The organism is Chryseobacterium sp. YIM B08800 (genome assembly GCF_026163565.1).
GTDB lineage: Bacteria > Bacteroidota > Bacteroidia > Flavobacteriales > Weeksellaceae > Chryseobacterium.
Genome location: NZ_JAPDKN010000062.1, coordinates 1 through 25758, shown reverse-complemented (window position 1 = coordinate 25758; position 25758 = coordinate 1). Strand labels below are relative to the sequence as shown.

At 34.0% G+C, this 25758-nt stretch carries 22 protein-coding genes; 4 read left to right on the top strand and 18 right to left on the bottom strand.

Going from position 1 to position 25758, the window contains the following annotated elements:
* The coding region (locus OEW74_RS17920) for a DUF3817 domain-containing protein (RefSeq protein ID WP_265429766.1) at window positions 1–147 on the bottom strand (147 nt) is incomplete at its 3' end.
* Between the two features lie 252 nt (window positions 148–399).
* Between OEW74_RS17920 and OEW74_RS17915 the strand changes: the two genes are divergently transcribed.
* From OEW74_RS17915 to OEW74_RS17900, 4 genes are all read left to right on the top strand, one after another.
* Window positions 400–1830, top strand: coding sequence for a TolC family protein (locus tag OEW74_RS17915; RefSeq protein ID WP_265429765.1), 1431 nt, complete (start codon window positions 400–402; stop codon window positions 1828–1830).
* A gap of 12 nt (window positions 1831–1842) precedes the next feature.
* Window positions 1843–2838 (top strand): HlyD family secretion protein, encoded by a 996-nt coding sequence (locus OEW74_RS17910; protein ID WP_265429764.1) that lies wholly within the window; start codon window positions 1843–1845, stop codon window positions 2836–2838.
* A 244-nt stretch (window positions 2839–3082) separates the two neighbouring features.
* Window positions 3083–4228: an ABC transporter permease gene (locus tag OEW74_RS17905; protein ID WP_265429763.1), complete on the top strand. Its 1146-nt coding sequence runs from the start codon at window positions 3083–3085 to the stop codon at window positions 4226–4228.
* Window positions 4225–5370 (top strand): ABC transporter permease, encoded by a 1146-nt coding sequence (locus OEW74_RS17900; RefSeq protein ID WP_265429762.1) that lies wholly within the window; start codon window positions 4225–4227, stop codon window positions 5368–5370. The genes OEW74_RS17905 and OEW74_RS17900 overlap by 4 nt, the downstream gene beginning before the upstream one ends.
* 6 nt (window positions 5371–5376) lie before the next feature.
* Here the strand turns inward: OEW74_RS17900 and OEW74_RS17895 are convergent, their stop codons facing one another.
* From OEW74_RS17895 to OEW74_RS17815, 17 genes are all read right to left on the bottom strand, one after another.
* On the bottom strand, window positions 5377–6126 hold the full coding sequence (locus OEW74_RS17895; RefSeq protein WP_265429761.1) for a succinate dehydrogenase/fumarate reductase iron-sulfur subunit: 750 nt from the start codon (window positions 6124–6126) through the stop codon (window positions 5377–5379).
* A gap of 211 nt (window positions 6127–6337) precedes the next feature.
* Window positions 6338–8254 (bottom strand): fumarate reductase/succinate dehydrogenase flavoprotein subunit, encoded by a 1917-nt coding sequence (locus OEW74_RS17890; RefSeq protein WP_265429760.1) that lies wholly within the window; start codon window positions 8252–8254, stop codon window positions 6338–6340.
* A gap of 11 nt (window positions 8255–8265) precedes the next feature.
* Window positions 8266–8922: a succinate dehydrogenase cytochrome b subunit gene (locus OEW74_RS17885; protein WP_265429759.1), complete on the bottom strand. Its 657-nt coding sequence runs from the start codon at window positions 8920–8922 to the stop codon at window positions 8266–8268.
* Between the two features lie 113 nt (window positions 8923–9035).
* Complete coding sequence (locus tag OEW74_RS17880) at window positions 9036–10466, bottom strand: anion permease (RefSeq protein ID WP_265429758.1); 1431 nt, start codon at window positions 10464–10466, stop codon at window positions 9036–9038.
* A 19-nt stretch (window positions 10467–10485) separates the two neighbouring features.
* The gene (locus OEW74_RS17875; protein WP_265429757.1) at window positions 10486–11640 is read right to left on the bottom strand and encodes a porin; all 1155 of its coding nucleotides are present in this window, start codon (window positions 11638–11640) and stop codon (window positions 10486–10488) included.
* 164 nt (window positions 11641–11804) lie between these two features.
* On the bottom strand, window positions 11805–12701 hold the full coding sequence (locus OEW74_RS17870) for a helix-turn-helix domain-containing protein (RefSeq protein WP_265429756.1): 897 nt from the start codon (window positions 12699–12701) through the stop codon (window positions 11805–11807).
* 75 nt (window positions 12702–12776) lie between these two features.
* Window positions 12777–13892, bottom strand: a complete 1116-nt coding sequence (locus OEW74_RS17865; protein WP_265429755.1) for an alanine/ornithine racemase family PLP-dependent enzyme — start codon at window positions 13890–13892, stop codon at window positions 12777–12779.
* A gap of 1 nt (window position 13893) precedes the next feature.
* Window positions 13894–14337 (bottom strand): GNAT family N-acetyltransferase, encoded by a 444-nt coding sequence (locus OEW74_RS17860; RefSeq protein ID WP_265429754.1) that lies wholly within the window; start codon window positions 14335–14337, stop codon window positions 13894–13896.
* A 10-nt stretch (window positions 14338–14347) separates the two neighbouring features.
* A complete protein-coding gene (locus tag OEW74_RS17855) occupies window positions 14348–15256 on the bottom strand; it encodes a universal stress protein (RefSeq protein ID WP_265429753.1) in 909 nt (302 codons plus the stop codon).
* A 226-nt stretch (window positions 15257–15482) separates the two neighbouring features.
* Window positions 15483–17324: a chloride channel protein gene (locus OEW74_RS17850; protein ID WP_265429752.1), complete on the bottom strand. Its 1842-nt coding sequence runs from the start codon at window positions 17322–17324 to the stop codon at window positions 15483–15485.
* A gap of 118 nt (window positions 17325–17442) precedes the next feature.
* Window positions 17443–18537: a hypothetical protein gene (locus OEW74_RS17845; protein WP_265429751.1), complete on the bottom strand. Its 1095-nt coding sequence runs from the start codon at window positions 18535–18537 to the stop codon at window positions 17443–17445.
* A gap of 97 nt (window positions 18538–18634) precedes the next feature.
* On the bottom strand, window positions 18635–19120 hold the full coding sequence (locus OEW74_RS17840; RefSeq protein ID WP_265429750.1) for a hypothetical protein: 486 nt from the start codon (window positions 19118–19120) through the stop codon (window positions 18635–18637).
* 127 nt (window positions 19121–19247) lie between these two features.
* Window positions 19248–20663 (bottom strand): PLP-dependent aminotransferase family protein, encoded by a 1416-nt coding sequence (locus OEW74_RS17835; RefSeq protein WP_265429749.1) that lies wholly within the window; start codon window positions 20661–20663, stop codon window positions 19248–19250.
* A gap of 105 nt (window positions 20664–20768) precedes the next feature.
* On the bottom strand, window positions 20769–21161 hold the full coding sequence (locus tag OEW74_RS17830; protein WP_265429748.1) for a hypothetical protein: 393 nt from the start codon (window positions 21159–21161) through the stop codon (window positions 20769–20771).
* 184 nt (window positions 21162–21345) lie between these two features.
* A complete protein-coding gene (locus tag OEW74_RS17825) occupies window positions 21346–22515 on the bottom strand; it encodes an FAD-dependent oxidoreductase (RefSeq protein WP_265429747.1) in 1170 nt (389 codons plus the stop codon).
* Between the two features lie 25 nt (window positions 22516–22540).
* Window positions 22541–23290 carry a helix-turn-helix domain-containing protein gene (locus OEW74_RS17820; protein WP_265429746.1) on the bottom strand — a complete coding sequence of 250 codons (750 nt, stop codon included), beginning with the start codon at window positions 23288–23290 and terminating at the stop codon, window positions 22541–22543.
* Window positions 23291–23473: 183 nt separating this feature from the next.
* Window positions 23474–25564: an outer membrane beta-barrel protein gene (locus OEW74_RS17815; protein WP_265429745.1), complete on the bottom strand. Its 2091-nt coding sequence runs from the start codon at window positions 25562–25564 to the stop codon at window positions 23474–23476.
* Window positions 25565–25758 lie beyond the last annotated feature (194 nt).

The following is a 25758-nucleotide window of genomic DNA, read 5'->3' as shown; positions in this document are numbered from 1 at the left end:
AAAGAGAAATAAAACTCCGTGAATCCAGCCAAAATATTTTACAGGCTCAGCAATATCAAGTATATATTTAATGGGCATTGCAATAAAAAGTAAAATTAAATAAGACATACCTTCGATAATTGCAGTTTTACGGTAAAGATTAATCATAAAATTAGGCTGGTTTAGACTTTTGATTTTTTGCTGATATTATTTTATCTGTGTTTTGAATGTAATAATAAACCAAAAAACAGACAAAATTTATCCTCTTTTCTTATCGGGTATAAAAATGCAACAAATTATTCTATATTAAATCGAATTTTAGTGATTTTTTAATTAAATTTATATCACTATAAATCATGTGAACTGTCGTACGGGAAAATTCTAAACGGTAAAATAGTTTAAATAGAAAATTTTAAAAGTATGAGATTCAGGAAAATTCTGCTTACTTCTTTTCTGGTGATTTCCTCGCAAACATTTTGTCAGCAACTGACACTGAAACAATGTATAGAAAAAGGGAAACAAAATAATGTCATTATAAAACTGGCAGAGCAATCTCTTGAAACCCGGGAAAAGCTTCTGCAATCCAACAAAAACAGCAGTCTTTCGAAAGTAGATTTTCTTGGTGGCTACAATTATATCGGTGAGCCTTTAAAAGTTAATCTGCAGCAGGTAAAAGACGGAATTGTGGAAGGTTCGGCCAATCAAAGTGTGTATTCTGCCAATGCAGCGTATCAACAGATTACGGGAAACCAGCTTTCACAACAGGTTCAGGATGTTATTTACCAGACTTCTAAAGATATTATCAGTGCGGTTTATCCCAACTATAACCCTGCAATTACAAAGCAAAGTTATTTTTTAGCTGGAATTTTAGTGCGTCAACCTATTTATTTAGGTGGAAAATTAAATGCAACAAAAGAGCTTTCAAAACAGCAGGTAGAAAGCGGAAAAGCAAACTTGGAGTCTTCTCAGGATCTTACAGCTTATAATATTTCTTTAAATTACATTCAGGTGATGTATCTGAATTCGATGATTAAAAAGCAAGAGAAGATTGTAGAATCTCTTGAAAACAATGAAAAATATGCACAAAGCCTTCTGAAAGCCGAGATTATTCCTCCTTATCTAAAGAACTGGTCAAATATTACAAAACTTCAGGGCGAAACCAATCTTAAAAATCTTAAACTCGAAAAAGAAAATGCGCTGTTAACGCTGAAAGATTTGATGGGAATCTCTCTTGATGAACCGTTGGAAATTAATGAAGAACTGAATGAAGACATTGACATGCCTAATTTTTCTTCGTCTGAAAATAATGCAGATTTAAAATTATTATTAAGCAAAAAGAAAGAAGCTGAAACTACTCACAATATTACAAAGTCGCTTTCAAGACCTAATATTTTTGCCATTGGAAACTATCAGTTTTTCAGAAACGATTTACCGCTAATTACTCCGCCTTGGTTGATTGGGATAGAAATGCAATGGACGCTTTTTGACCCTGAAAGAAAATCCAGAAATCTGGCTTCGCAATCTTTAATAAAAGAGACTGATCTTTTGATCAATCAAAAGCAAAAATCGGTGAATTTGGCGACCAAAATTTCTGAAAATAAATTAATAAGCTTTAAAGAGCAGAACGAAACATTTGATGCTGCAAGAAAACAGACGTATACTACGACTGAAATGGTCAGGAAAAGAATGGAAAACAGTTTGTCTTCTGTAAAAGATGTGAACGATGCTTTGCAACTTCAGTACGAAGCCGAAAAACTATATTATACGTCTTTAGTTGCCTATCAAACGGTGATTGCGACTTATTTTTACATTACCGGAAACGTCGAAAATATTACCAATTACATTCCTTAAACTGATAATAAAATGAAAAACTTTATAAAAAATTACTGGGCGGTTTTTATTCCAATTATTGTATTGGTGGTTGCTCTTATTTATCTTTTTCAAAACAAATCTCCAGAAAAGAATAAAGAGAGCGTAATAGGAATGGTAGATGCCGAATTTGTGGATGTCTCTCCTTCATTGCCCGGAAGAGTGGTTGAATTATTGGTGAAAGAAGGAGACGAGGTAAAAGAAGGGCAGGTTGTAGCTCAAATGAAAACTTCAGAGATTGAAACCATTCAGGCGCAGGTTTCTGAAGCGGTGACGGTGGCTCAGAATCAATTAGATAAAATTAATCGTGGAGTAGAACCTGAAGTTTTAAAATCTGCAGAAAATCTTCAACAAATTGCCAAACAACAGATGGATTTGATGAATAAAACGTATACCCGTTTTCAGAATCTTTATTCGGAAGGTGTGATTTCAGGGCAGGAAAGAGATGTTATTTATTTTAAATATAAAGCGGCACAAAAAGAACTGGAAACAGCAAACCTTAATGTTCAGCTTCTACAACGCGGAAATAATCAGGAACTTAAAAATTCAGCTCAGGCAATTTTAAATCAGGCGAAAGGTGCCGATCAGCTTGCTCAGGAAATAAAAGATAATGCATCTATAAAAGCTCCTGCTTCAGGAAAAATTTCGACGATGATTTCTAATAAAGGAGAAATGGTCAATGCGGGTTATCCAATGATGACAATCCAGAAAGACCATTCTTTTTTTGTGAAGTTTAATATCCGTCAAAACCAAATGATCAAAATTGATAAAGGCAGTACAGTAAAGATGAGAATTCCAGGTTGTTTACCGGAAGAAATAAAAGGAACTGTTGTAGAACTAGCGCCGGCTTTAGGATATGCTGATTGGGTTCCGGAAAAACAAAATGGTGAATTTGAACTGAGAACATTCCAGATAAAAGTAAAACCTCAAAATATCAATTCCATAAAAGGACTTCGCTCAGGAATGACCGCACAGCTTATTTTTGATTAAAAATGTTTACTTCGAGACGGATAAATAAGACCTTTTTTACCGCAAAAGCATCAAAAGAAATGATAAAAAAAAAGAAATTCAAAAGTTCACAAAATAAGAGTAAAACATTTTTTTTTACATTTTGTGAACTTTTGATAGGCTTAAAATCTTTTGTTGCTTTTGCGGTTTAAAAAACATCATGTGTTAAATAAAACATTCTCTTAATTCAGAAAAATTAAAACTATTGAAAACCATCAGCCAAATCATGATACGGGAATGGAAACGAATTTTTTCGATTCCTAATTTCTACGTGATTCTGTTAGTCATTCCGCCGATAATTTTTCTTTTTTACGGATTTATTTATCAGAAACAATTTGCAAAAGAGCTTCCAATGGCGGTTTGGGATGAAGATCAATCTTCTGTTTCGCGAACGTTGATCGATATGATGGAACATAATGAGTATATTCACTTTACTCAAACGGTTTACAGCAATGCAGAAATTGAGAAATTAATGCGGGAAGGAAAGATCTTCGGAGCGGTACATTTTCCAAAAAATCTGGAATCTGATGCTAAGAAAAATCATCAGTCGAATATCACGCTTTATACCAACGGTGCTTATCTGGTTCCTGCAAAAATGATTTACAAAGGTGCTGCTGGAGTAATCATTAAAGGCGGTCTTGCGGTTGTTCTTCAAAAAGCCGAAAAACAAGGAATGCCAGCTGAAAAAGCAAACACTTTGGTACAACCTATTAAACTCAATACAACAACATTATATAATCCGGATTTTAATTATCAGATGTATCTTACACCAGGATTGATAACGGTTGGTCTTCAAATGGCGCTGATTGTTGCAGCAGTTTTAATTTTAAATCTTGAGTTTAAACGAAACACAATTGATGAACTTTTACAGATATCTACTTCATCTTCGCAAATTGTGATTGGAAAAATGCTGGCTCATCTTTGTATTTCATGGATTCTTTTTTTACTGGTCGCTTACGTTGTTTTTCCTGTTTATGAATTGGGAAAACCACAAACCGATTTTAATTTTTTCCTGATTTATACATTGATGTCTCTGGCGTGTATTGGAATTGGAATGATGATTTCTGCAATTTCCAACAACCTTCTTTTTGTAACGGATGTTGCTTTGTTTTTTACTTCGCCTGCATTTGTTTTTAGCGGTTTTACATTTCCGAGATGGGCTATGCCTTGGTACGACCAGTTTTATGCTGACATCATGCCTTATACTCACTTTTTAGACGGGTTTATTAAGCTTTATTTTATGGAGCTTCCATTGTCTTATGCTACTCCTGAAATTGTAAAATTGCTGGTTTTTATTGGAGTCACATTTCCTTTGAGCGTTGTATTTTTTCAGAAAAAAATCAATCAATATCTTAAAGAAAATCAGGCATGAAAGAGGTTTTAGAAATACTGAAAAGAGAAATTAGAAACGTTTCAAAAGATTCGAGTTTGTTTCTGATTTTGCTTTTGGCGCCGATTCTTTATGCATTTATGTATGGAAGTATTTACCTGAATAAAGGTGAAGAAAAAGTTAGATTGGCGTTGATTGATAACGATGGAACTTCGATTTCCAGAACATTAACACAACAATTAAACTCGACTCCGATGATAGAAATTGTGCCGAGCTCAAATATTTCTGAAGCTCAGGAAATGATGTTTCAGGGAGAAGTTCAGGGCTATTTTTATATTCAGTCAGGTTTTGAAAAGAATATTTTTTCGCTGAAACAGACGAATGTGAATTTAGTTTTGAATGCTTCAAGATTTTTACCTTCAAGCGATTTACTGAGTACCGCTACAAAAGTTTGTCTTACCGTTGGAGCAGGCGTTAGAAAAACGTATTTTAATAAGCAGGGAATGGGAGAGGATGAAGCAATGAAAATGACCAATCCTGTTAGTATGGATTATCGCCCGTTATACAATTCCAGTATGACTTATGGTGCGTTTCTTTTGCCTGGATTATTAGCCATTATTTTACAGCAAACTCTTTTGATTGGTGTTGCAGCAGCTTTTACATCAGAAAGAGAAGAGAAGAAATTATTAAATCTTTATCAAATTTCAAAGCAGAGCATTTCTAAAATGATTTTTGGAAAAAGTCTGCTTTATTTTGTTGTATTTATGATTTTCGGGTTCTTCTTTTCGATAGTCAATTTTTCAGTTTTTGATGTTGAGGTCAGAGGAAATTACTTCGACCTTGCTGTTGTTTCCGCATTATTTATTGCAACAATCATTGTTTTTGGAATGCTGATTGGCAGTTTCTTTAAAACTAAACTTTTTGCATTTCAGGTTTTGGTATTTTCATCGTATCCGATTTTTTTGATTACGGGATATTCTATGCCTTATCAGGCGTTGCCAAGATTTGTTCAGATTTTGTCTGATATGCTGCCAACTTCTCCGTTTCTCAAAACCTATATTTCGATTGTACAAGCAGGAGGTTCGCTTTCTGATAATCTAAGTTCCGTAATCCATTTGGTTGTTTTATGGATTGTTTTTGAGCTTCTTTTAATTCTTAGAATAAAATATTTAGTTAAAATATAATGGTTTTTACTTCTTCCTGAAAAATAAAGCCCGACTGTATTCATAATTCATTCTGGCAATATTTAAAACAGAAATTCCTTGTGGACATTCTACTTCACAGGCTTCGGTATTGGAGCAGTGACCAAAATGTTCAGCATCCATTTGTTTTACCATATTTAAAACACGATTGCTTCGTTCTTCTTTCCCTTGTGGAAGCAATGCCATATGCGTAATTTTTGCTGAAGTAAATAGAGCTGCACTTGCATTTTTACAGGTTGCAACACAAGCTCCGCAACCAATACAGGCAGCAGAATCAAAAGCTTCTTCGGCGGTTTGATGCGTAACAGCAATTGCAGTTGCATCAGGAGCTTGACCAGTATTAATGGAAACAAATCCGCCAGAAGAAATAATTCTGTCGAAGGCAGAACGGTCAACTTTTAAATCTTTTTTTACCGGAAAAGCTTCAGCTCGGAAAGGTTCTATCAAAACGGTTTCTCCATCTTTAAAAGAACGTAAGTGAAGCTGGCAGGTTGTGGTATTTTTTAACGGTCCGTGAGCTAAACCATTGATCATCATTCCGCATTGTCCGCAGATTCCTTCACGACAATCGTGGTCAAATTCTACGGGTTCATCGCCTTCAACGATTAGTTTTTCATTTAAAGTGTCCAACATTTCAAGGAAAGACATATGCGGATTCAGTTCTTTTAAATCATAATTTACCAGTTTTCCTTCGCTCTGATTATTTTTCTGTCTCCATATTTTAAGGTGTAAATCCATATTTTTTGTGTTTTGAGTATTATTTAACCTATTTAAATTTTAACACATAAGTCACATAAGTTTTTCTTAAAATGATTGAAAAAAATTTAGAACACATGAGAAGAAAATCAAAGATTTTCAAAAAGCTTAAGTGTTCTTTTATGTAGTTTAATATTGAACTTAAAATAACTAAAGTGTTAAAAATCTTTTGTGTCTTTTGTGGTTTAAAAAATTATTTATAACTTCTTACAGTCGGTTGTATTTCTTCGAAAATTAAAGGCTCTTTAATCAATTCAGGCTCGTTATTTTCACCTTTCCAAGCCCAGGCTGAGATGAATTGAAATTCTGCATCATTCCTTAAAGCTTCTCCATCCGAAGTTTGATATTCTTCCCTGAAATGAGCACCACAAGATTCATTTCGGGTTAATGCATCATAACACATCAGTTCACCAATTTCAAAATAATCAGCAACGCGACCCGCTTTTTCGAGCTCTATATTCATGGTATTGCCTTGTCCTGAAACTTTTACGTCTTTATAAAACTCCTGTTTTAATTTTCGTATTTCTTCGATGGCGTATTTTAAACCTTCTTCATTTCTCGCTAAACCGCAGTAATCGTAAAGTAATTTACCTAAAGTTTTATGGAAATAATCGACTGTTTTTGTTCCATTAATATTGATAAAACTTTCAATTTGTTGTTTAACTTGATTTTCTGCTTTATCAAATTCAATATTTTCAGTTGAAATTTTCCCGGTATGAATCTCATTGGATAAATAATTGGCAATGGTGTAAGGCGCAATAAAATAACCATCTACAGAAGCCTGAAGCAAAGAATTCGCACCCAGTCGATTGGCTCCGTGATCCGCAAAATTAGCTTCACCCAACGCAAATAGTCCCGGAACGGTGGTCATTAATTCATAATCTACCCAAAGTCCGCCCATCGAAAAATGCGCAGAAGGGGAAATCATCATCGGTTCTTCATAAGCATTGTAACCTGTGATTTTAAGATACATATCGAATAAATTTCCATATTTCTCCTGAATTTTTTCTTTTCCTTGTTCTTTTATGGCTTTAGAAAAATCAAGATATACGGCATTTTTCAACGGTCCGATTCCGAAACCGGCATCTATTCTTTCTTTTGCAGCTCTTGATGAAATATCTCTTGGTGCTAAATTTCCAAAAGCTGGATATCGTCTTTCCAGATAATAATCTCTTTCATTTTCGGGAATATCGTTGCCTTTTCTGGTTTCATTTTCTTTTAGAGGAACCCAGATTCTGCCGTCATTTCTTAAAGATTCAGACATTAAAGTTAATTTCGACTGATAATCTCCGGACTGTGGCAAAGAAGTAGGATGCACCTGAATCCAGCTTGGTGAAGCCATTAACGCTCCTTTTTTATGTGCCCTCCAAATTGCAGAACCGTTGCAACCCATCGCCAAAGTTGACAAATAATAAATTTTACCATAACCGCCTGTTGCTAAAACAACTGCGTGAGCGGCATGTCTTTCAATTTCTCCGGTGTCTAAATTTCTTACGATAATTCCTCTTGCTTTTCCGTCAATCATAACCAAATCCAACATTTCGTGACGTGAAAATAACTGAACGCTTTTCTTGCCGACCTGTCGCATCAAAGCTTGGTAAGCTCCCAGAAGTAATTGTTGTCCGGTTTGTCCTCTTGCGTAAAAAGTTCGGCTTACCTGAACACCTCCAAAAGAACGGTTGTTCAAATAACCACCATATTCTCTTCCAAACGGAACGCCCTGCGCAACAGCTTGGTCGATAAGATTTAAAGAACATTCAGCCATTCGGTAAACATTGGCTTCACGGGCTCTGAAATCTCCGCCTTTTAAGGTGTCTACGAACATTCTGTAAACACTGTCGCCGTCATTTTTATAATTTTTAGCAGCATTTACACCACCTTGAGCCGCAACAGAATGCGCTCTTCTTGGGCTGTCTTGAAAACAGAATGATTTTACATTATAACCCATTTCTCCCAATGATGCAGCGATAGAACTTCCGGCCAAACCTGTTCCAACAACGATAACGTCTAACTTTTTTCTGTTAGCTGGATTGACGAGCTTGGCTTTCTTTTTATAATTATCCCATTTTTGTTCTAATGAACCTTCCGGTATTTTTGAATCTAAAGTCATAGTTTCTCAATTTAATTAGCGGTAAAGAATACATAAATTGGCATTAAAGCAAACCCAACACTGATGATGACTGAATAAGCAATTCCGATGGTTTTAAACCATTTTACAAACTTCGGATGGTACAACCCTAAAGTTCTGACAGCACTGTAAATTCCATGAATTAAATGATAGCACAACGCAATCATCGACAAAACATAAATAATCACATACCACCATTCTTTAAAAACAGTTATGACCAGAATATAAAGGTCTTTATTTCCATTTTCATCCAAAGGAGGGTTTCCGAATTTGTAAACATACCAGAAATTCTGAAAGTGAATAACCAGGAAAATCAATAGTAATGTTCCCAAAACTCCCATATTTCGGGATGCCCATTTACTGGCTCTTCCTCGTCTGTCAGCTTGATAATTTCCGCCAGATTTTTTATTTTTCAACGTAATTAATAATCCATCCACTGCATGAAGAATGATACTTGCGTACAGCACATAAGAAACCATTTTGATGACAATATTTCCCGAAAGAAAATGCGAATAGGCATTAAACTGAAGATGTGCCTGCTCCTGTGGTAAAAACAGCTGAAGATTTCCCAAGAAGTGAATCAACAGAAAGAAGCTCAGGAAAAGTCCTGTAAGACACATCAGCATTTTTCTTGATAAGGTTGACAGCATATTTTTTTGTTTTTTGTTAATGAGGATAGATGTGGGAAGAGGGAAGATGGAGGTTTTAAATTCATTTTTCATGAACTTCCAGCCTCATACTCCCATATTTCCACCTTGAAATTTTAATAATATCCTAATATTTTCATCCAAAGTCCGCCGACTCCCATGTAGATAATTAATAAAACAATTCCTATTTCGAGACCTCTAAGCCACCAAGATTTTAAATCTACATATCCGCTTCCGAAAAATACCGGAGCCGGACCGTGACCGTAATGCGTTAACACCCCATAAATTGAGCCCATAAAACCAAGCATCATTGCTAATAACATCGGAGGAATTCCCACTGCGACACCAACACTTAATAAAGCAGCGTACATTGCAGCAACGTGAGCGGTGGCACTTGCAAAAATATAATGACTAAAGAAATACACGAGAATAATCACAGGAAAAGCAAGTGTCCAAGTCATATCGCCGATTTTCATTTTAATTAAATCACTAAACCAGCCGATAAATCCTAATTCATTAAGAGAACTTGCCATCATGACTAAAACTGCAAACCAAACAATTGTATCCCAAGCTCCTTTTTCAGATTTTACATCTTCCCAAGTTAGAACTGAGGTTAATAAAAGTAATGTTAACCCTATGAAAGCCGTTGTGGTTGCATCAATAGAAAGCGAGCCACCAAAAATCCAAAGGGCTAATAAAATGAAGAACGCAAAAAGCATTAACCATTCATTTTTAGAAATTGGGCCCATTTCTTTTAATTTTTGTGCTGCCATTTTCGGAGCATCACCAGTTTTCTTTAATTCAGGCGGATATAATTTGTATAAAACCAAAGGAACTACAAAGAAGGCCACTAATCCCGGAACGAAACCTGCTGCAGCCCAAGACATCCAAGTGATATTGATTCCTAAATTGGCTGCAAATTTCTGACACATTGGGTTACTCGCAGTTCCCGTCAAAAACATAGAAGAAGCAATTAAATTCATGTAATAACTATTTAAAGTTAAATAAGAACCTAATTTTCTGTGCGTTTCTGGTTTATCAGGAACAGAATCAAAACTTATTGCCATCGATTTCATAATAGGATAAATAATTCCGCCACCTCTTGCTGTATTACTAGGAATTGCAGGAGCCAGACAAACGTCTGCCAAACCCAATCCGTAAGCTAAACCCAAAGAACTTTTCCCAAAAACTCTGATGAATAAAAAAGCGATTCTGTTTCCCAAACCCGTTTTGATAAATCCTCTTGCGATAAAGAATGAAATCCCAATCAGCCAAATCACTTTGTCTCCAAAACCGGAAAGTGCTTTTGTGATTGATTTTCCGGCATCTCCCGGAGCGACAACCTGCGTCAAAGCGGTAAATCCGATGGCCATCATACACATCGTTCCCATTGGAGCGGCTTTAAGGATGATTCCTAAAATGGTAGCTGCAAAAATAGCAAACAGGTGCCATGCATTTGGGGCAACGCCTTCCGGAGCCGGAATAAACCAAATGATAAGCGCAACCGCAAATGTGATAGCGACCGCTTTAATGTTAATCTCTTTCATAATAGTTAGTTTTTACGGATTAAAATCTACTTTGGACTTGAACTATGAATAAATTATTGTTGTATTGAGACGTGTTTTCTACCTGATGTTTGTATCGGTCGAACTGCATTCCGAGTTGAATTCTGGCGCCATAATTTTTAAGAAACTCCAGACCAAACATTGGCGTAACCGTTTGTCTAGGATTTGAATTTAACCTAAAATTGGTATCTAAATATTCGTAACGACAAGATAATTCGAAAGCACTTAAATTTTTGTGATTGATTTCGTATCGTAAATTGGGAAGAAAATAAGCTCCACGAATTAGGTATTCGTCAGGATTTGAAGGTCTTAATTCCGGTGTGACCGCAAAATATAAAGGATGATTGGTTGCCTGTTTTCCTTCCAGTTGCATATCGAGGCTCCATTTTGAATCGAAATTGATTAATGAGCTTAAATCTACACCTACAGCGTAAATTTTCTTGCCAAAAGTATCACCTACACCACCATTTAGACCAACATTAAAATTATATTTTTTAACCAAACCAAAAACCAATCTTGTAGAATATTGCTTACCATCGTTATTATCATTCACCTGATTCTTACCATTTCCATTCACTACAGAAACAGCATATTGAAAAGGAATATTTCCTAAATCAACCTGACCTGTTGCAGACATTCCGATTTGAAAACTCGTCCAGCCTAATTTTCCAAATTCGGTGTATTGATTTGACCAGTCTAAAGATTTAATAATATCGATAGGATAGGTTTCTTCAAGACCAAACCAAGGTCTGAATTGTCCTACAGTAAGCGCAAGCTTTGAATTGAAAGTATATTTTAAATAAGCATTTTCGAGGACTCTGGATTTTGGATCGTTTTTAAAGTCTGCAAGATTCGCCAACGCCACCACTTCAGTACGTTTACTAATTTGCGCGCGAACCTGAACCCTCATATATTTCACCATGAAATTATTATTGGTTCCCGAACCGTCAGAATGATGCAGTCCGTTAACATCAACATCTTTGCTCGTACCGACTAGATAGCGCGCCTGAAAGAGACCTTTAATTTGAAGTTGAGGGTATTTTACAGGGGCTTCCGATTGTGTTTTTATGGAGTCGGGGACTTGTGCGTTTAAAACTAAACTGAATAATGTGAAAGATAAAAGCAGATGCTTTTTTAAGGTTAAAAAAGTACTCATTTTCTTATAATATTTCTTGGTGTGTTAGTTTTTTTTAACAATCTAAAATAGCAGGACTGTTAAATTACCTTAAAATTAAGAAAATAAATACTAATAATCACATGATTTGGATTAATAATGGTTTAAATTTCAACTTGTGCGAATTTCTCGGACTTTATATGTAATCATACATCATTATACGAATCATTCGTTTTTAACAACCTATATTCATTAGGGGAATATTTTGTTGCCGATTTAAAGTATTTCCCGAAGTGAGAATTATCATTAAATCCCAATTCGTAAGAGATCTCAACAATAGAAAGAGTAGTGTGCATCAGTAATCTCTGAGCTTCAAGTATAACCCGGTTTTTAATCATCTGACCTGCGGAAATATCAAGACTTTCTTTAATCAGTACGTTGAGATAGTTGGGACTAAGATTTAGTTTTTCTGCGTATTTTGAAGTTGTTTTTAATTCTTTATAATATTGATTGACCAAATGACTAAACTTTTCTACAATCTCCTTTTTATGATTAAGAGAGCGATCAATCCGATTTTTTTTATTTGAGTTTCTAATATATTTAAGCACGAAAACCTTTAGCAAAAGACAGATAATTTCTTTTCTCAACAATTTATTTTTAAGATATTCCTGTCTCAGTTCTTCAAAGGTTTGATAAAGATCTGTTGTACTTTCTTCAGACAGCAAAAGGTAAGGCGCAACATCATTAAGTGCCGTATCACTTTTAATCATTTTATTGCCGGTATAGACATAATTATAAAATGATTTGGTAAACATAAGAACATCTCCTAAGCCAGATTTAAATTCCTTAAACTGATAAACCTGATTATAATTAATGAAAAAAAACTTTACGGGTTTCAGATCAAATTCCTGATGATCTATGATGATAGAGCCTTCTGCATCTTTGAAAAGAAAAACAGCAAAGAATTTATTTTTAAAATGTGAATCTGAATCAGATTGTATTTTTTCGGTAAATTCATCAAAGGGCATAATGATAAACTCATTTCTCGTCGCAGAATGATTTTTAAGCTTGCTTAAGGTAAAAGATTGAATTTTATGATTCAAGATTTTAGGTTTTCTGAGTAAATATAACAATAATACCACAACGGTTATTGTGGTATTTATTATATTATAAAAAGGTTAATTGATGTATTCTAATATCTTAGAACGATAAGCATTGATTTTATTACCGATTACTTTATCGACATATTCAGAGCTCATTGCCCGTAAGACAGCCATATAATTCATACTGAAATCCACAGTGTCTCCCACATGATAATTATTAGTGTTATCTCCAAGTTCCAGAATCATCATATCGGAACTGGCTCCTATAATTTCAATTCCTGGAGATAGAGGTTTTATATTTTTAGGGTCAATATCAAGAACGCCTACATCAACAATCGCTCTCACAGAGGTTTTACCAATGTTTTTTTCATCATGAATCGGTGTTTCACCCGTTAAATTTGTACCTGCATCTCCCGCCGGAACCATTGGCTTTTCGGCAATCTCTATAATTTCTGCAGTGAGATGAAAGACATTCTGATGCATCCCTTTGATGATGGAATCATTATAAACATCTGTACCAAAAAACAATGTTTCTCCCACTCTGAAATGGTTAATTCCTGAAGGAATTTCGTTTTTAAGAATTAAAGGAATGGTAACTGACGAACCTGCCGATATAAAAGGGATTGTAGTGTGATAAGATTCTTCAACAATTTCTTTAAACCGATTCAGCTTAACCAGTTTTTTTTCATCAGGAAGTATTCCGTTGAGACAGTTGAGGTTGGTGCCAATTCCTACAATTTCGATGTTGGGTATCTGTAAAACTTCACCATAAAATTGAGATAGATTTTTCACCATAATTCCCTCTCTTAGTTCTCCCATTTCCACCATAATGACAATTTTATGTATTTTATTTTGCTTTATGGCTTCATAAGAAAGTGCTTTAATCGTATCCAGTTCTGTATTAAAACTAACGTCTGCATATTTCACGATATTTCGGGCTAATCTTTTTGCAGGAGGTTTAATATAAACCGTCTGTGTTTTTGGTGACAGCTCTTTAATGTGGCGCAAATTCGTTAAACGCGAATCGCAGATTTCTTTGTCGGAAATTTCCAAAAGAGATTTTAGAAACTTCTCATTTCCGCAGAGCAATTTTGCTACTACAGCCCATTCGATATGGTTTTCTTCAAAAATTTGATTTAAATAATGATAATTGTGAAGTAATTTATTGGTATTTAAAGTAATGTGTGACATTTTATTTTTTTAATCGCATTTCAAGATACTTGCTGGTAAATCCCAGTTTCTTGTATAAGTGTAATGCCGGATTTTCCGGTTCACAATGGAGTGCGATGTCTCCCTGTGAAGAATCAATAGCTTCCTGCATAAGTTTTTTTCCTATTCCTTTGCCACGTACATTTTTATCTGTAGCAATATATACGAGTATATTTTCAGGAATGTAACCGCCCATTCCGGTTTTATTGACAACGACAGCGCCAACCAAATCATTTCTTTCGTCTCTTGCTGTAATGACGAGACCTCCCGGTTTATTTCCAAATCCTAACGAGTAGTTAATAGCATCAGAAATATCTGTTTCCGGATCACCGTATTGTTCCAAATGTTTAAAAAGAAACTGAACGATTTCCTGTTTTTGGTTTTCATTAGCTTTGTTTTCATCTGAATATTTTTGTATTGTTATCATAAATTTTGTTTTATCCCGGACAGGGAAGAGTAATATCAAAAGCGACATTATTATTTAAATCGCTCTTGACTTTCACTCTATTATTCTTCAAGAACAATAAAGGAATATCTGTATGATTAATAATTTGTTTGAAAAAATTTTCTAAGAAAAATGACTTCCAGCTGTCTTCATCTTTATAATTAAGGATGATAATATCTGCATTGTCTTCCTGCGAAAATTTTGAAATTTGTGTTGCCTTGTCACGGGTCAGTAAAAACTGCGAATCATATTCCTGTGATCGTATGGCAAGGTTTGTTTTTGCTCTTTGGTAAGCATCTCTGATTTTTAATATATCGTCTTCATTGCTTATTCCAAGCAGGCTTATAACGCCTTTATTTTTCTTGGCGATTGCTACAGAAAGCTCAATTTTGTCGGTTAAATCTTCTAAAACTCTTACAGGAACAAGTATTTTATCAAACGAATATTTACTGCACTTTTCGGGTACTAATAAAACTGAGCAATCTACTTCAGTTAAAATCTGATAAGATAATGAGCCTAAAAATAGTTGGGCTAAATTCTGTTGTCCGGAGCTTCCGCATATCACAAGATCTACTGATTCATCATCAACGACTTGATTGATTCCAGATACTAAACCGCTATTCTTGATAATTGTTTTAAAATCGAGATCAGGATATTGAGATTTTAAAGATAATTCCAGCTCCTGTAATGCGTATTCTGTTTTTTTATAAATTTCATCGATTGTTTCGGCACCAATAATCTGTTTTCCGGTTCTGTCGATGATGGCATGATTCGTAATATTGTGAAGTAATATAACTCTTGCTTCATGACGAGCGGCAATATGTGCAGCCATTTTGACTGCATTATTTGATTTCTCGGTGAAATCAACCGCTACTAAAAGTGTACTAATTAAATTTTGCATGATATTTATGAAATATTAGTTCAAAAATTAATTTACAAAATTAAGCAGCCTCAATTTTAATTCATGTGAAGAATGAATGCGGTTATGGTATATTTTATCTTTTTCAATATTTAAATATTCAAAAAAAGAAATTGATATAAATTAAATTTAAGTTTATTATTTAAATAAAACGGTAAGATTAAATATGGTATTATTTATTTGAAAAGAAGTGGAATGTAATTATATTTTACGAAGAATAATCTTTCAAGAGTTGTCTGTAGCTTGTAAGTATAGCAGATTTTGAAATAAAACCAATAAACTTGTTTTCATTATCAATAACTGGAAGATGCCATGTATCGGTATCGTCAAACATCTGAATAATATTTACAAGTTTATCGTTTATATCAACTAGTTCCTGAGGAACTTTAACCAATTTAGAAATATTCAGTTCTTGGTTTTCATTAAATAAATAAGGGCGAATATCATCTAAGCTAAGAATTCCTTTAAGTTTATTCTCATCGTCTACAACGGCAAAATTATTTTTCCTTCCATTACTGATGAGGTTGTAAAGCTCCTGTAAAGATGAGTTTTCATTAATGATCTGAGAATTAAAATCGATGAAGTCTTTAGTTTGCAACGTAGACAAAAGATTATTATCATGCTTATGCGTAAATATTTTCCCCTGATCTGCCAGATTTTTTAATTCAGGAGAAATAGGAGCAAACCATTTAGCAATAAGGTAAGACATCACCGCAACAATCATCAGCGGAATAAACAGATCGTACCCAAAACTAGACTCAGCAATCAGGAAAATAGCCGTAAGAGGAGCGTACAATACACCGCTCATTGCACCCGCCATTCCTACCAAAATAAGATTGGTAACAGGAACATCAGAAAATCCTAAACTTTGACAGATAAAAGCGAATAAAAATCCTACTGATCCACCCGCAAACAGGGAAGGAGCAAAGTTTCCGCCATTTCCGCCACTGAAAATAGTAAATGAAGTGGCAAAAGCTTTTAGAAGGCATACTAAAACCAGAAATAGAATAACGGTCGATTCTTTAATTTCAAAATATCTGAAAAGACTGTTATTAATAACCGAGTCGATATTTCCATTCGTAAAGTCTTTCACTGTATCGTAACCTTCACCAAATAACGGTGGGAAAAGTACACAAAGTAATGAAAGAACAGCACCACCAAACATTGCTTTTCTAAGTCGTGAAAGTTGTAAACCGTGAATAAAATGTTCTACTTTTTGAGAAACAACAACAAAATATCTTGCATACAGACCTGTTAGAAGCCCAAGAATTAAATAATAAGGAACATTATAGTAATTAAATGCTTCACGGGTGTAAAATCTGAACAAAACATCTTCCTGAAGCAATATTCTGGATAATAAACTTCCGCAGACTGCTGCAACAACAAGAGGAATAAAATCTGTAAATACAACTCCGGTAAGCAGAATTTCGAAAGCAAACATAATTCCGGCAATCGGAGCATTGAATGCCGAAGCAATTCCGGCAGTGGCACCTGCAGCCAAAAGAAGCGTTCGTTCTTTATAACTTAGTCTGTAAGTTCTTGCATAATTAGAACCAATGGCTGCACCGGTAACCGCAATAGGACTTTCTATTCCCGCAGAACCACCAAGACCAACGGTAACTGCACTCTGGATTACTTGTGAATACATTTTCACATTAGATACAATACTAGAGTTTTGTGCAATTTCGTATAAAATAGCTCCAATTCCTTTTCTGTCTTGTCCTTTAAATAAAGCAATTACAATAGCTGCCGTTAAGACAATCCCAAGAAACGGAAAAACAATATAGAAGATAATCTGATATTCAAAATGCACCTCATGCGTAATAAAGTGATGAATATTGTGTACAAATGTTTTTAGAATAACTCCTGCCAAACCCGCCGTACATCCTACCAGAATACCTGAAAGGATGAGAAACTGATTTCTGCTTAGATGTTTTTTTAGCCAATGAAGAATAATCTCATAACTGCGTGCTTTTTTGAGACCGTATTGCTGAAAATCTCGTCTAAACTTAAGAAAACTTACGAACTTTTTTTTGTTGTGGAAATTCACCTTGAAATAAAATGAAGTAATTATTTAATATACTTACCTGCAAAGGTATTAAAATGAATCGACAACTCTTAAGTGATATAGATCGGATGTTTTAAACCTTCAGAAAAATTTTACAATTTTACTCAGTTTTATACATCTTAATTCCAGTTGCATTGGCATTTAGTAACATCCCATTTTTGATGATATAGTTTTCCCATGCGCCGTTTCCGTTATTCTGATCAAAATTTAAAGACCTTATTGTTTTTCCTTTGTTATCGACGAGAACATATTTCATTTCTTTTGTTTTTGCATCTTCAACAATCATCCATGAAGATTCTCCCTGAGTAAAGGTGTCAAAATGCATTTCGCTCCAGCCTAATTTTTCATAAGGAATAGATGTCGAAGTAATGGCATTGGTTGCTAAATCGAGGTAATAATATTTTAAATAAGTGCGTTTATCTCCGTATTCACCAGGGAAAGTACAGACTACAGTCAATATATTTTTATTGATATAGCTGTCAAGAAAATATTCTGTTTTTGGTGATTTTAAAGAAATTTCAGAGTACTTTCCATTTTTGTACGCCATAATATTGGGCTGATTGGGATGGATGTAATTTCCCAATAAAAATATATTAGATTTATCGACAACAATTTTCTTTGGTGTCGCCAAATATTGGGTACTTGTATGTCTTACAAACTTTTTAGTATCCAGATTATAATTGATGATTTCACATTTAAAATCGACAGAGTAGCTTGTGCTGTTTGTAATTCTATAGCCGAAAATCAGATTAGAGCCATTGATTACGATATTTGAAGGACTGTTGAAAGTGCGTCCAAAATTCACTTTATCTTCAATCTTACCATCAAGATTAATGGTGAACAATTTCATAAAAACATCTTCATCTGCTCCTTTTGCTTTTCCCTGAATAACCAATGCATAAATTTTATCTTTATGTCTTTTTACAGAAAAAATTTTATTGGTATGTTGATCACTTATTTTTAGCGTCCATTTAGGTTTTAGATTGGTATCATAATGTATCAGATAAGCGTCACAAGCATTTCCGTCATTTATTATGGTCTTAAAACTGAATCCTGCACAGTAAATATCCTCATCAACCCAATCTACATCTTCCACATATTCTACCATGTCAAAAGTCGCTTTGGTCACCAGTTGCTGACCAAAAGCGATAGAGGTAAAAGACATCACAGCAAAGAATAGAGCTCTTATTTTCATATCAAAATTATTTCTACAAAAATAATGCGTTGAGACCTATATCAAAGATTTAACTTAATAATATCTCTCAATTTTATTTTAAATGCTGTTTAAATGATTATTTTTTTGGAGTTAAAGAAAAATTATCCACATACGCTGCTTGATGCACTCCATTTAAGACAACTTTTACTCCCAGATTTGAATCTTTCTTTAAAGTAACATCAAAAGTTTTTTTAGTTCCTGTAATTTTTGAAGATTTAGCAATTGAAACATAAGATTTAGGATCAGATGTATTGTTGATTGAGAACAGTTCCATTGTAGTTTCTCCACCGTTGTCTGATGCATCAAGAGTCAATGTATATTTTCCGGCTTTAACTTTTGGAGTTACCAGATACATGTTTTCTCTTGGGTTGTTCATCGAATAAAATACGACTTTTTTGTCACTGCTGTAAAGCATTGCTTTTCCTGGTTGAGCGATCCAACATTTGTTCATTTCTTTCCAGGTATCAAAATTTTCTTTAATTGAAGATACAGTTTTACACTGTGCGTTTATTGTTGCAAATCCTCCCAAAGCTACCAATCCTGCAAATACGAATTTTCTCATAAGTTATTTATATATTTTTGAAGTAAAAATACTTAAAAAAGCTTGTATCAGGAAGTTCTTATTTAATGATTTACGTTAGCTTTTTCTAAAATAAATGACGATAAGAATTGGTTTTTATACTTTAAAATTAAAGCGCGTTTTTAACGATGGTTCCTAATCTTTTCAGGTCATTTTCAAGACTTTCATCCCATTTTAAAGCAAAATTCAATCTCATACAATTATTAAACTGATCGTGTTGCGTAAACATTCTACCGGGTGCAAAACTTATATTTTGTTGTACAGCAACATCGTAGAGTTCTGCTGTATCAATTCTGTTGTCTAACTCCAGCCACAGTACAAATCCGCCTTGTGGTTGAGAAATTTTAGTACTTTCAGGGAAATATTCTTCAACGGCTCTTTGATATTTCAGACAATTCGTATGAAGTTTTTGCCTGAATCCTCTTAAATGATGATCGTACCTTCCGTTTTCCAAAAAATCGGCGATTACTTCCTGATAAAGAGGAGGTGTAGAAATCGTCTGAATAAGTTTCTGCCTCAAAATTTTCTCTTTATATTTTCCCGGAGCTACCCAACCCACTCTGTAGCCGGGCGCTAAAGTCTTGGAAACAGAACCGCACCACATGACGATTCCCGCTTCATCAAAGGCTTTGCAGGGTTTTGGTCTGCTTGTGCCAAAGTAAAGATTACCATACAAATCATCTTCTATTAACGGAATATTGTGGTACGTAAGCAATTGCACCAGTTCTTTTTTTGTTTCTTCAGGCATCAACGAACCTAAAGGATTGCTGAAATTACTGATAAAGCAACATGCATTAATCTTATGAATGATTTTTTTTAAAGCTTCAATATCAACTCCTGTAACGGGATGGGTGGGCAATTCGATTACATTCAGACCCATTGCTTTGGCAATCTGTATAATTCCAAAATAAACAGGGCTTTCAATCGCAAGTGTGTCGCCTCGTTTTGTAAGCGCCATCAGACAATTGAAGATAGCATTCATCGCTCCTGAAGTCGTAATTAAATCATCTTCAGTAATTTTTCCTTCTAAAACCAGAGACCATTTAGCAATATTTCGTCTAAGATTCAGGCTACCTTCCAAAGGTTCGTAAGCAGTTCCGCTACCTTCCAAGTTTCTTATTGTTTTAATAACTCCTTTATTTAATTTCGCAATAGGCAGGAAACTGGGATCAGGAACTCCCAAAGAAAATTGGCGTATATCTTTGTAATGAAGCGTGTCGAATACTTTACTGATGAGATCTTCGGGATCAGACTCATTCTGGCAAATTTCAGGTTTGCTGACTGATGGAAGGGCGCATTTTCTCTGTGATGTTTTGCTGACATAGTAACCCGACTTCGGTCTCGATTCAATAAGAGATTTGCTTTCTAATTCTAAAAAAGCCAGTTTTACGGTATTGAGACTTACATCATATATTTTCTGAACAGAGCGTATCGACGGCAATTTATCTCCAATTCTTAAAGTTTCAGACAGAATTTGATCTTCTAAAATTTTTGCAATTTTTACATAAAGGATTTCCTTCGTCATTATCGTATGTTCTGTTTTGAGTAAATTTATTAAAATTATGGTTCTAAATATCAAATAATAATTTGTAGAAATTTAGAAAATTGTAATATAAATCATTAAATTTGATTATCTAGACCAGTTCAGCCAATCTACCATTCTTGCAATCAAATTCTTCATTCCTTTATTATCTAATTCTTTTTTAGATAAATACTTTTGTTTTGATTGATTAATAAATCTACTTTCCAAATCTCCAAAGGAATATTCAGGCTTAATGATTGCCTTGAAAATGATCTCTTCAGAACTATTAACCGTAAAATATGAATATCCGATAATTAGATCTCCTTTGATCAGCTTATAGATAGGGAATCCAAATTCTTCTGTCAGTTGAGGTTGATTAAAATTTTTACTTTGTTTCTCAATTTCTGTTTGGGAAAAATATAGATTTGTTATTTTAGTTAAATCGGAAAGATGTACAGGTTCAAATTTTAAAGCTGTTTTCTCTTTTATTGTTGTGGGCATATTGTTTTTATTATGTAAACAAATTTATTTACATCAACCCAATAATTACAGATACAGAAATGAGTTATTTAATGGATACAGTTTTGTCTTTAAAATAATTTTTATTGCTTAAATTCATACTATTCATGAAGGTTTCCAAGTTGCCCGTGTTGAAAAATATCAGTTGCTATTTATAGAATTTTTTTTAAACATCTTTATGCGAATTAAAGAAATCAAGCATGGTTGTTAAAGCATTTTCATTATGCATTCTTTCTCCGTTTTCGAGCGATTCCTGTGCTATTTTCGAAGCCCTTTTAAACATATTGGTTTCATATTCAGAAATAGCGTTTTCTATCGTGTTACATTGAGAAGAAGTTAAAACTTCGCTTAATTCTAAAGCATCAAGCATTGCCATATTTACACCTTCACCAGCAAATGGAGGCATTAAATGGGCTGCATCACCAATAATGGTAAGATTTTTTACTGTTTTCCAATTTTGATTTAAAGGCATACAATAAATTGGGCGCGGAATAAAAGGAGGAGAAGTGTTTTCGAACAATTCATACCAAATAGAACTCCAATCAGGATATTCTTTTTGAAACCATTTCAACACCTCAGATCGATCAGAAAGATCTAAACCAGATGCAACTGCCCAATTTTCATCAGCTTTAAAACTAGCGTAAAAACCAATTTCACCATTTGCTTTTTGTCCCATTAAAATATTTTGTTCGTTCCCGAAAGCCATAATTTTTCCGCCACGAAGTATTTTCGAAATATTTGGAACTCTTTTTTCAGCATCATAAACATTACCTTCAAGCATGGTAATACCTGAATAAAACGGTTTGATGTCAGTAAGATAAGGGCGTATTTTTGAGTTTGCGCCGTCAGAACCGATTACAATATCTGCATATACACTTTCCTTGTTTTTGAAATGCAGCAACCAGCCTTCACCCTGCTGTGTCATTGAAAGAAAATGACTGTCCCAAACAATGGTTTCAGGATCTAAAGATTCCAGCAAAATTTTTCGTAAAACACCTCGATCTATTTCCGGACGGAAATGTTCGTCTCCAAAATTTTCATCTTGCTTTTCTCCGTGATCACTGAAGAATATTTCTGCTTTATGGTTTGTAATAGTACATTGATCTGCACCTACCATAAAATTGTTTTTAAAATCTTCCAAAAGATCTGCTTTTCTCAATGCAGCCAAACCTGATTCATCATGCAAATCGAGAGGTGAGCCTTGTACACGGGCATTTTTATTTACATCTCTTTCATACACTTTTACGTCAACACCTTTTAATTGTAGAAGTTTTGCCAACGTCAATCCGCCCGGACCTCCTCCTACAATGGCTATTTTTTTATTTTGTAATAACATTATTTTAAAATTTTATAATGCAAAATTACTTTTGACTGTAGACTAAAAATTGTAAAAATCGGTCGTTTTCGTTTTTGTGTAATTCTTTTGGTGAAACACCGGAGAGTTGTTTTATTTCTTTGATGAAATGCGATTGGTCTGTAAAATTAAGTTGCGGATAAAGTTCGCCATTTTTAATATGGTCAAGTGACGCCTGAAATCGAAGTATTTTACAGTACGCTTTTAGAGAAAGCCCGAATTGTTGGTTAAAATAACGATTGATTTGCCTTGGACTCCACAATATTTTTTCTGAAAGTTCTTTGATTGGGATTTCGCCATTTGAGTCAAAAATGAACTGAAATAATCTGCGTTTTCTTTCGTCTGTTTTTTCAGGCAATAAGTTTAAAATTTTTTGAGTGATTTTTTCGCAAAAACTATCAAAGTCATTCAAATCATTAAGATTGAAGTCCCAAAAATTATTTTGCAGTATCTTTCCGGAATTTAAAATATCAGCAATAGATTCTTTAAAAATATATTCAATCGCAAAAGGATGAAAACTAACGGAAAAGAAATTTGAAATTTCCGGAGTTGTGTATTTTGGCTTGGTTTCTAAACCCAACAACGCAACGGTCAGCGTTTTGTCATTTATTTTTGAAAATATCAGATCAACTTTTCCATTAGGAATAATTACGGCATTTTGCTGTTGCGAAATATTCTGTAATGAAGAAAAACAATAGACAAAATCTGCTAAAGATTGGTCTGGCTCAACAAGTTTAAAATTTAGTTTTTTTTCCATTACTTTTGCGGCTGTTGTCTCTTTCAATTATAGATAGAAATTCGTCCTTATTTAAATATTACATCTTTTATATTGCTATTACAAATGTAGTAAACTCAGAAGAAGAAGAAAAGTCGTAGAATGAAAAAAAACAGCCCTGATTTGATCATCAAACCATGGCTGTAATTATTTTTGTAAATGTGATTAGAAGGTTGTTGCAGGAGCGGTATCATTATTCAGTTTACGGTTAACTTCATTCTTTTTACCTTTGGCAAAATCGTAACCGATTCCCAGAATAAACATATTTCTGTTGTTGTAAATGTTGGTTGTTCCCATATAGTTTACCAAACTTTCATCAAGCGTTTTTGTTTTATATCTTGATGGCATTCCCAACCAGTACATTCCTGTCGTGAACGTCCAGTCTTTCATTTTGTAATTGGCAAAAATGTGGTTTTGATTTTCATTGGTACTTAAAAAAGCTCCACTTAATGTATAAACAGGAATATTAAACATATAAGTAACGCTCAGATTTTTATATTCAGAAGAAATGGTAAAATTGTTTCCTAAATAATTGTTTTTAAGCAAAGCTCCTGAGTTTGTTTTTACACGTTGCATTGTAGGATAAATATTGGCTTTTATAACCAATAATCTATTTCCAAAAGGTTTTACCGATCCTGTAAACTGAACTCCTGTTCGCGAACTAAACTGTGCGTTTTCGTAGGTTAATGCGTATTGAGTATTGTTATTATACAAAACATACATACTGTTGATTGCATTGTCTACATAGTTGTAGAAGAGATTCGCATTAAAATCAAAGAATTTATTATTGTAAGAATAATTCAAATTATTATTCCACGCTTTTTGTATGTTAAGATATGGGTTTCCTGTAGACAGAATATTAGGAACAACCTGATTGATGTTCGGGCTTAACGATGCGCTTCCCGGGCTGTAAGGTGTATAACTGCTTGTTAATCTCAGACTTTGATTTTTTTTGAGCTCGTATCCCAAAATTATTTTAGGCGTGATTGTCCAGTCGTCATCTGTGGTTGCGGCAGTTTTGTTATGAATATTAGTTAAGCCTAAACCAATACGATACATCAGCTTTTTGCTTTTACCTGAAAATTCAGAATATAAATATTGAGTTAAATAATTGACAGAATAATCGAAATTTCCTGCTAAATTTTCAAGTGTATTATCAACGTTATTATTATCAATTCTATAACCGGTACTTAGTTTCCCTGCTTTGAAATCATGAGTGTAAGCAACTTCTCCTACAATGCTGTTTTGTTTGGCTTTTAGGTTCATATCATTATCAAAAACAATATTTCCGGAGCCAATAACCCATTCTTTATCTAATTGAAAACTTTCGCTGGTGTAGGAAGATCCTACAATATTAAAACTGATCTCGTCTTTTTTGCTTAATTTTTTAGAAAAATATAGATCAAGCTTTGGCGGATTGTAACTTTCTCCGCTGTATTGCGATGTTCCGTGGAGTTCTGAACTGTTATCTTTCGTGAAAATACTTTGTCCGTTTCCTTTTGAGAAATAATTATAAATATTCATCGAAAATTTTGCCTGAAAAACATAATTGTCTATCAAAGAATTGGTATATCTTAAGGCAATATCCTGATAAGTATATCCGAAATGGTCTATCTTATTTTCATTGGTATTGTAGTGAGAATTCTGCAAAGTATAATCATAGACTCTGTTTACAGCACGGTTGTCGTAATCTCTGAAATTAATTGAATATTCAAGTCCAAGATTATTCCTTCCGTTTGTATAATTCGCATAAGCTTGTCCGTTTACAAAACCGGTTGTTAATGCAGAGCTCACAGAACTTCCTGCTGCAAAACCAAGTTCCGGATTTCTTGTGATAATATTAACAACAGTATCGGCTCTTGTCGCCCATCGTGTAGGCGGATTGTCATAATATTCAACTCGGACTACATTTTCCGGTCTTATACCCCGAGCTTGTAATTCTGTAGATTCAACACCATTAATTAAAAGTAAAAATTTACCTCCTTTAATACTTGTAATACTGCTGGAAATAGGATCAAATTGTAGTTCGGGCAAAGTTTGTAATAAATCATTGGCGTATCTGGCTTTTTTTAAAGCTTCTTCATCAAAACTGTAAACAGCCTTGTCTACAAATTGTTTTTTACGTTGCGATTTTATCAGAACCTCCTGAATGTCTTTTGTATTTTGAACCGAATCTTTAACTGTTGAAGTATTGTTTTCCTGTGCAAAAGCTAAGCTGCCTATTATTAAGAAGGCTAAACTTATTTGTTTTTTCATGTAGTTTTCTTGGGAATATTATCGGTGACAAATTTAAAACAACTGATTGTGTTATCAAAAGAAATTTCACATTAATTAGAATAATTTAATTGTATTTCTTTCTAAAAAAATTCTGTGATTTGATTTTCGTAATCAGTTATTGATTATTTGGATATTCTTTTTTCAAATTTTTATCCAAAATAAAAGGTACAAAA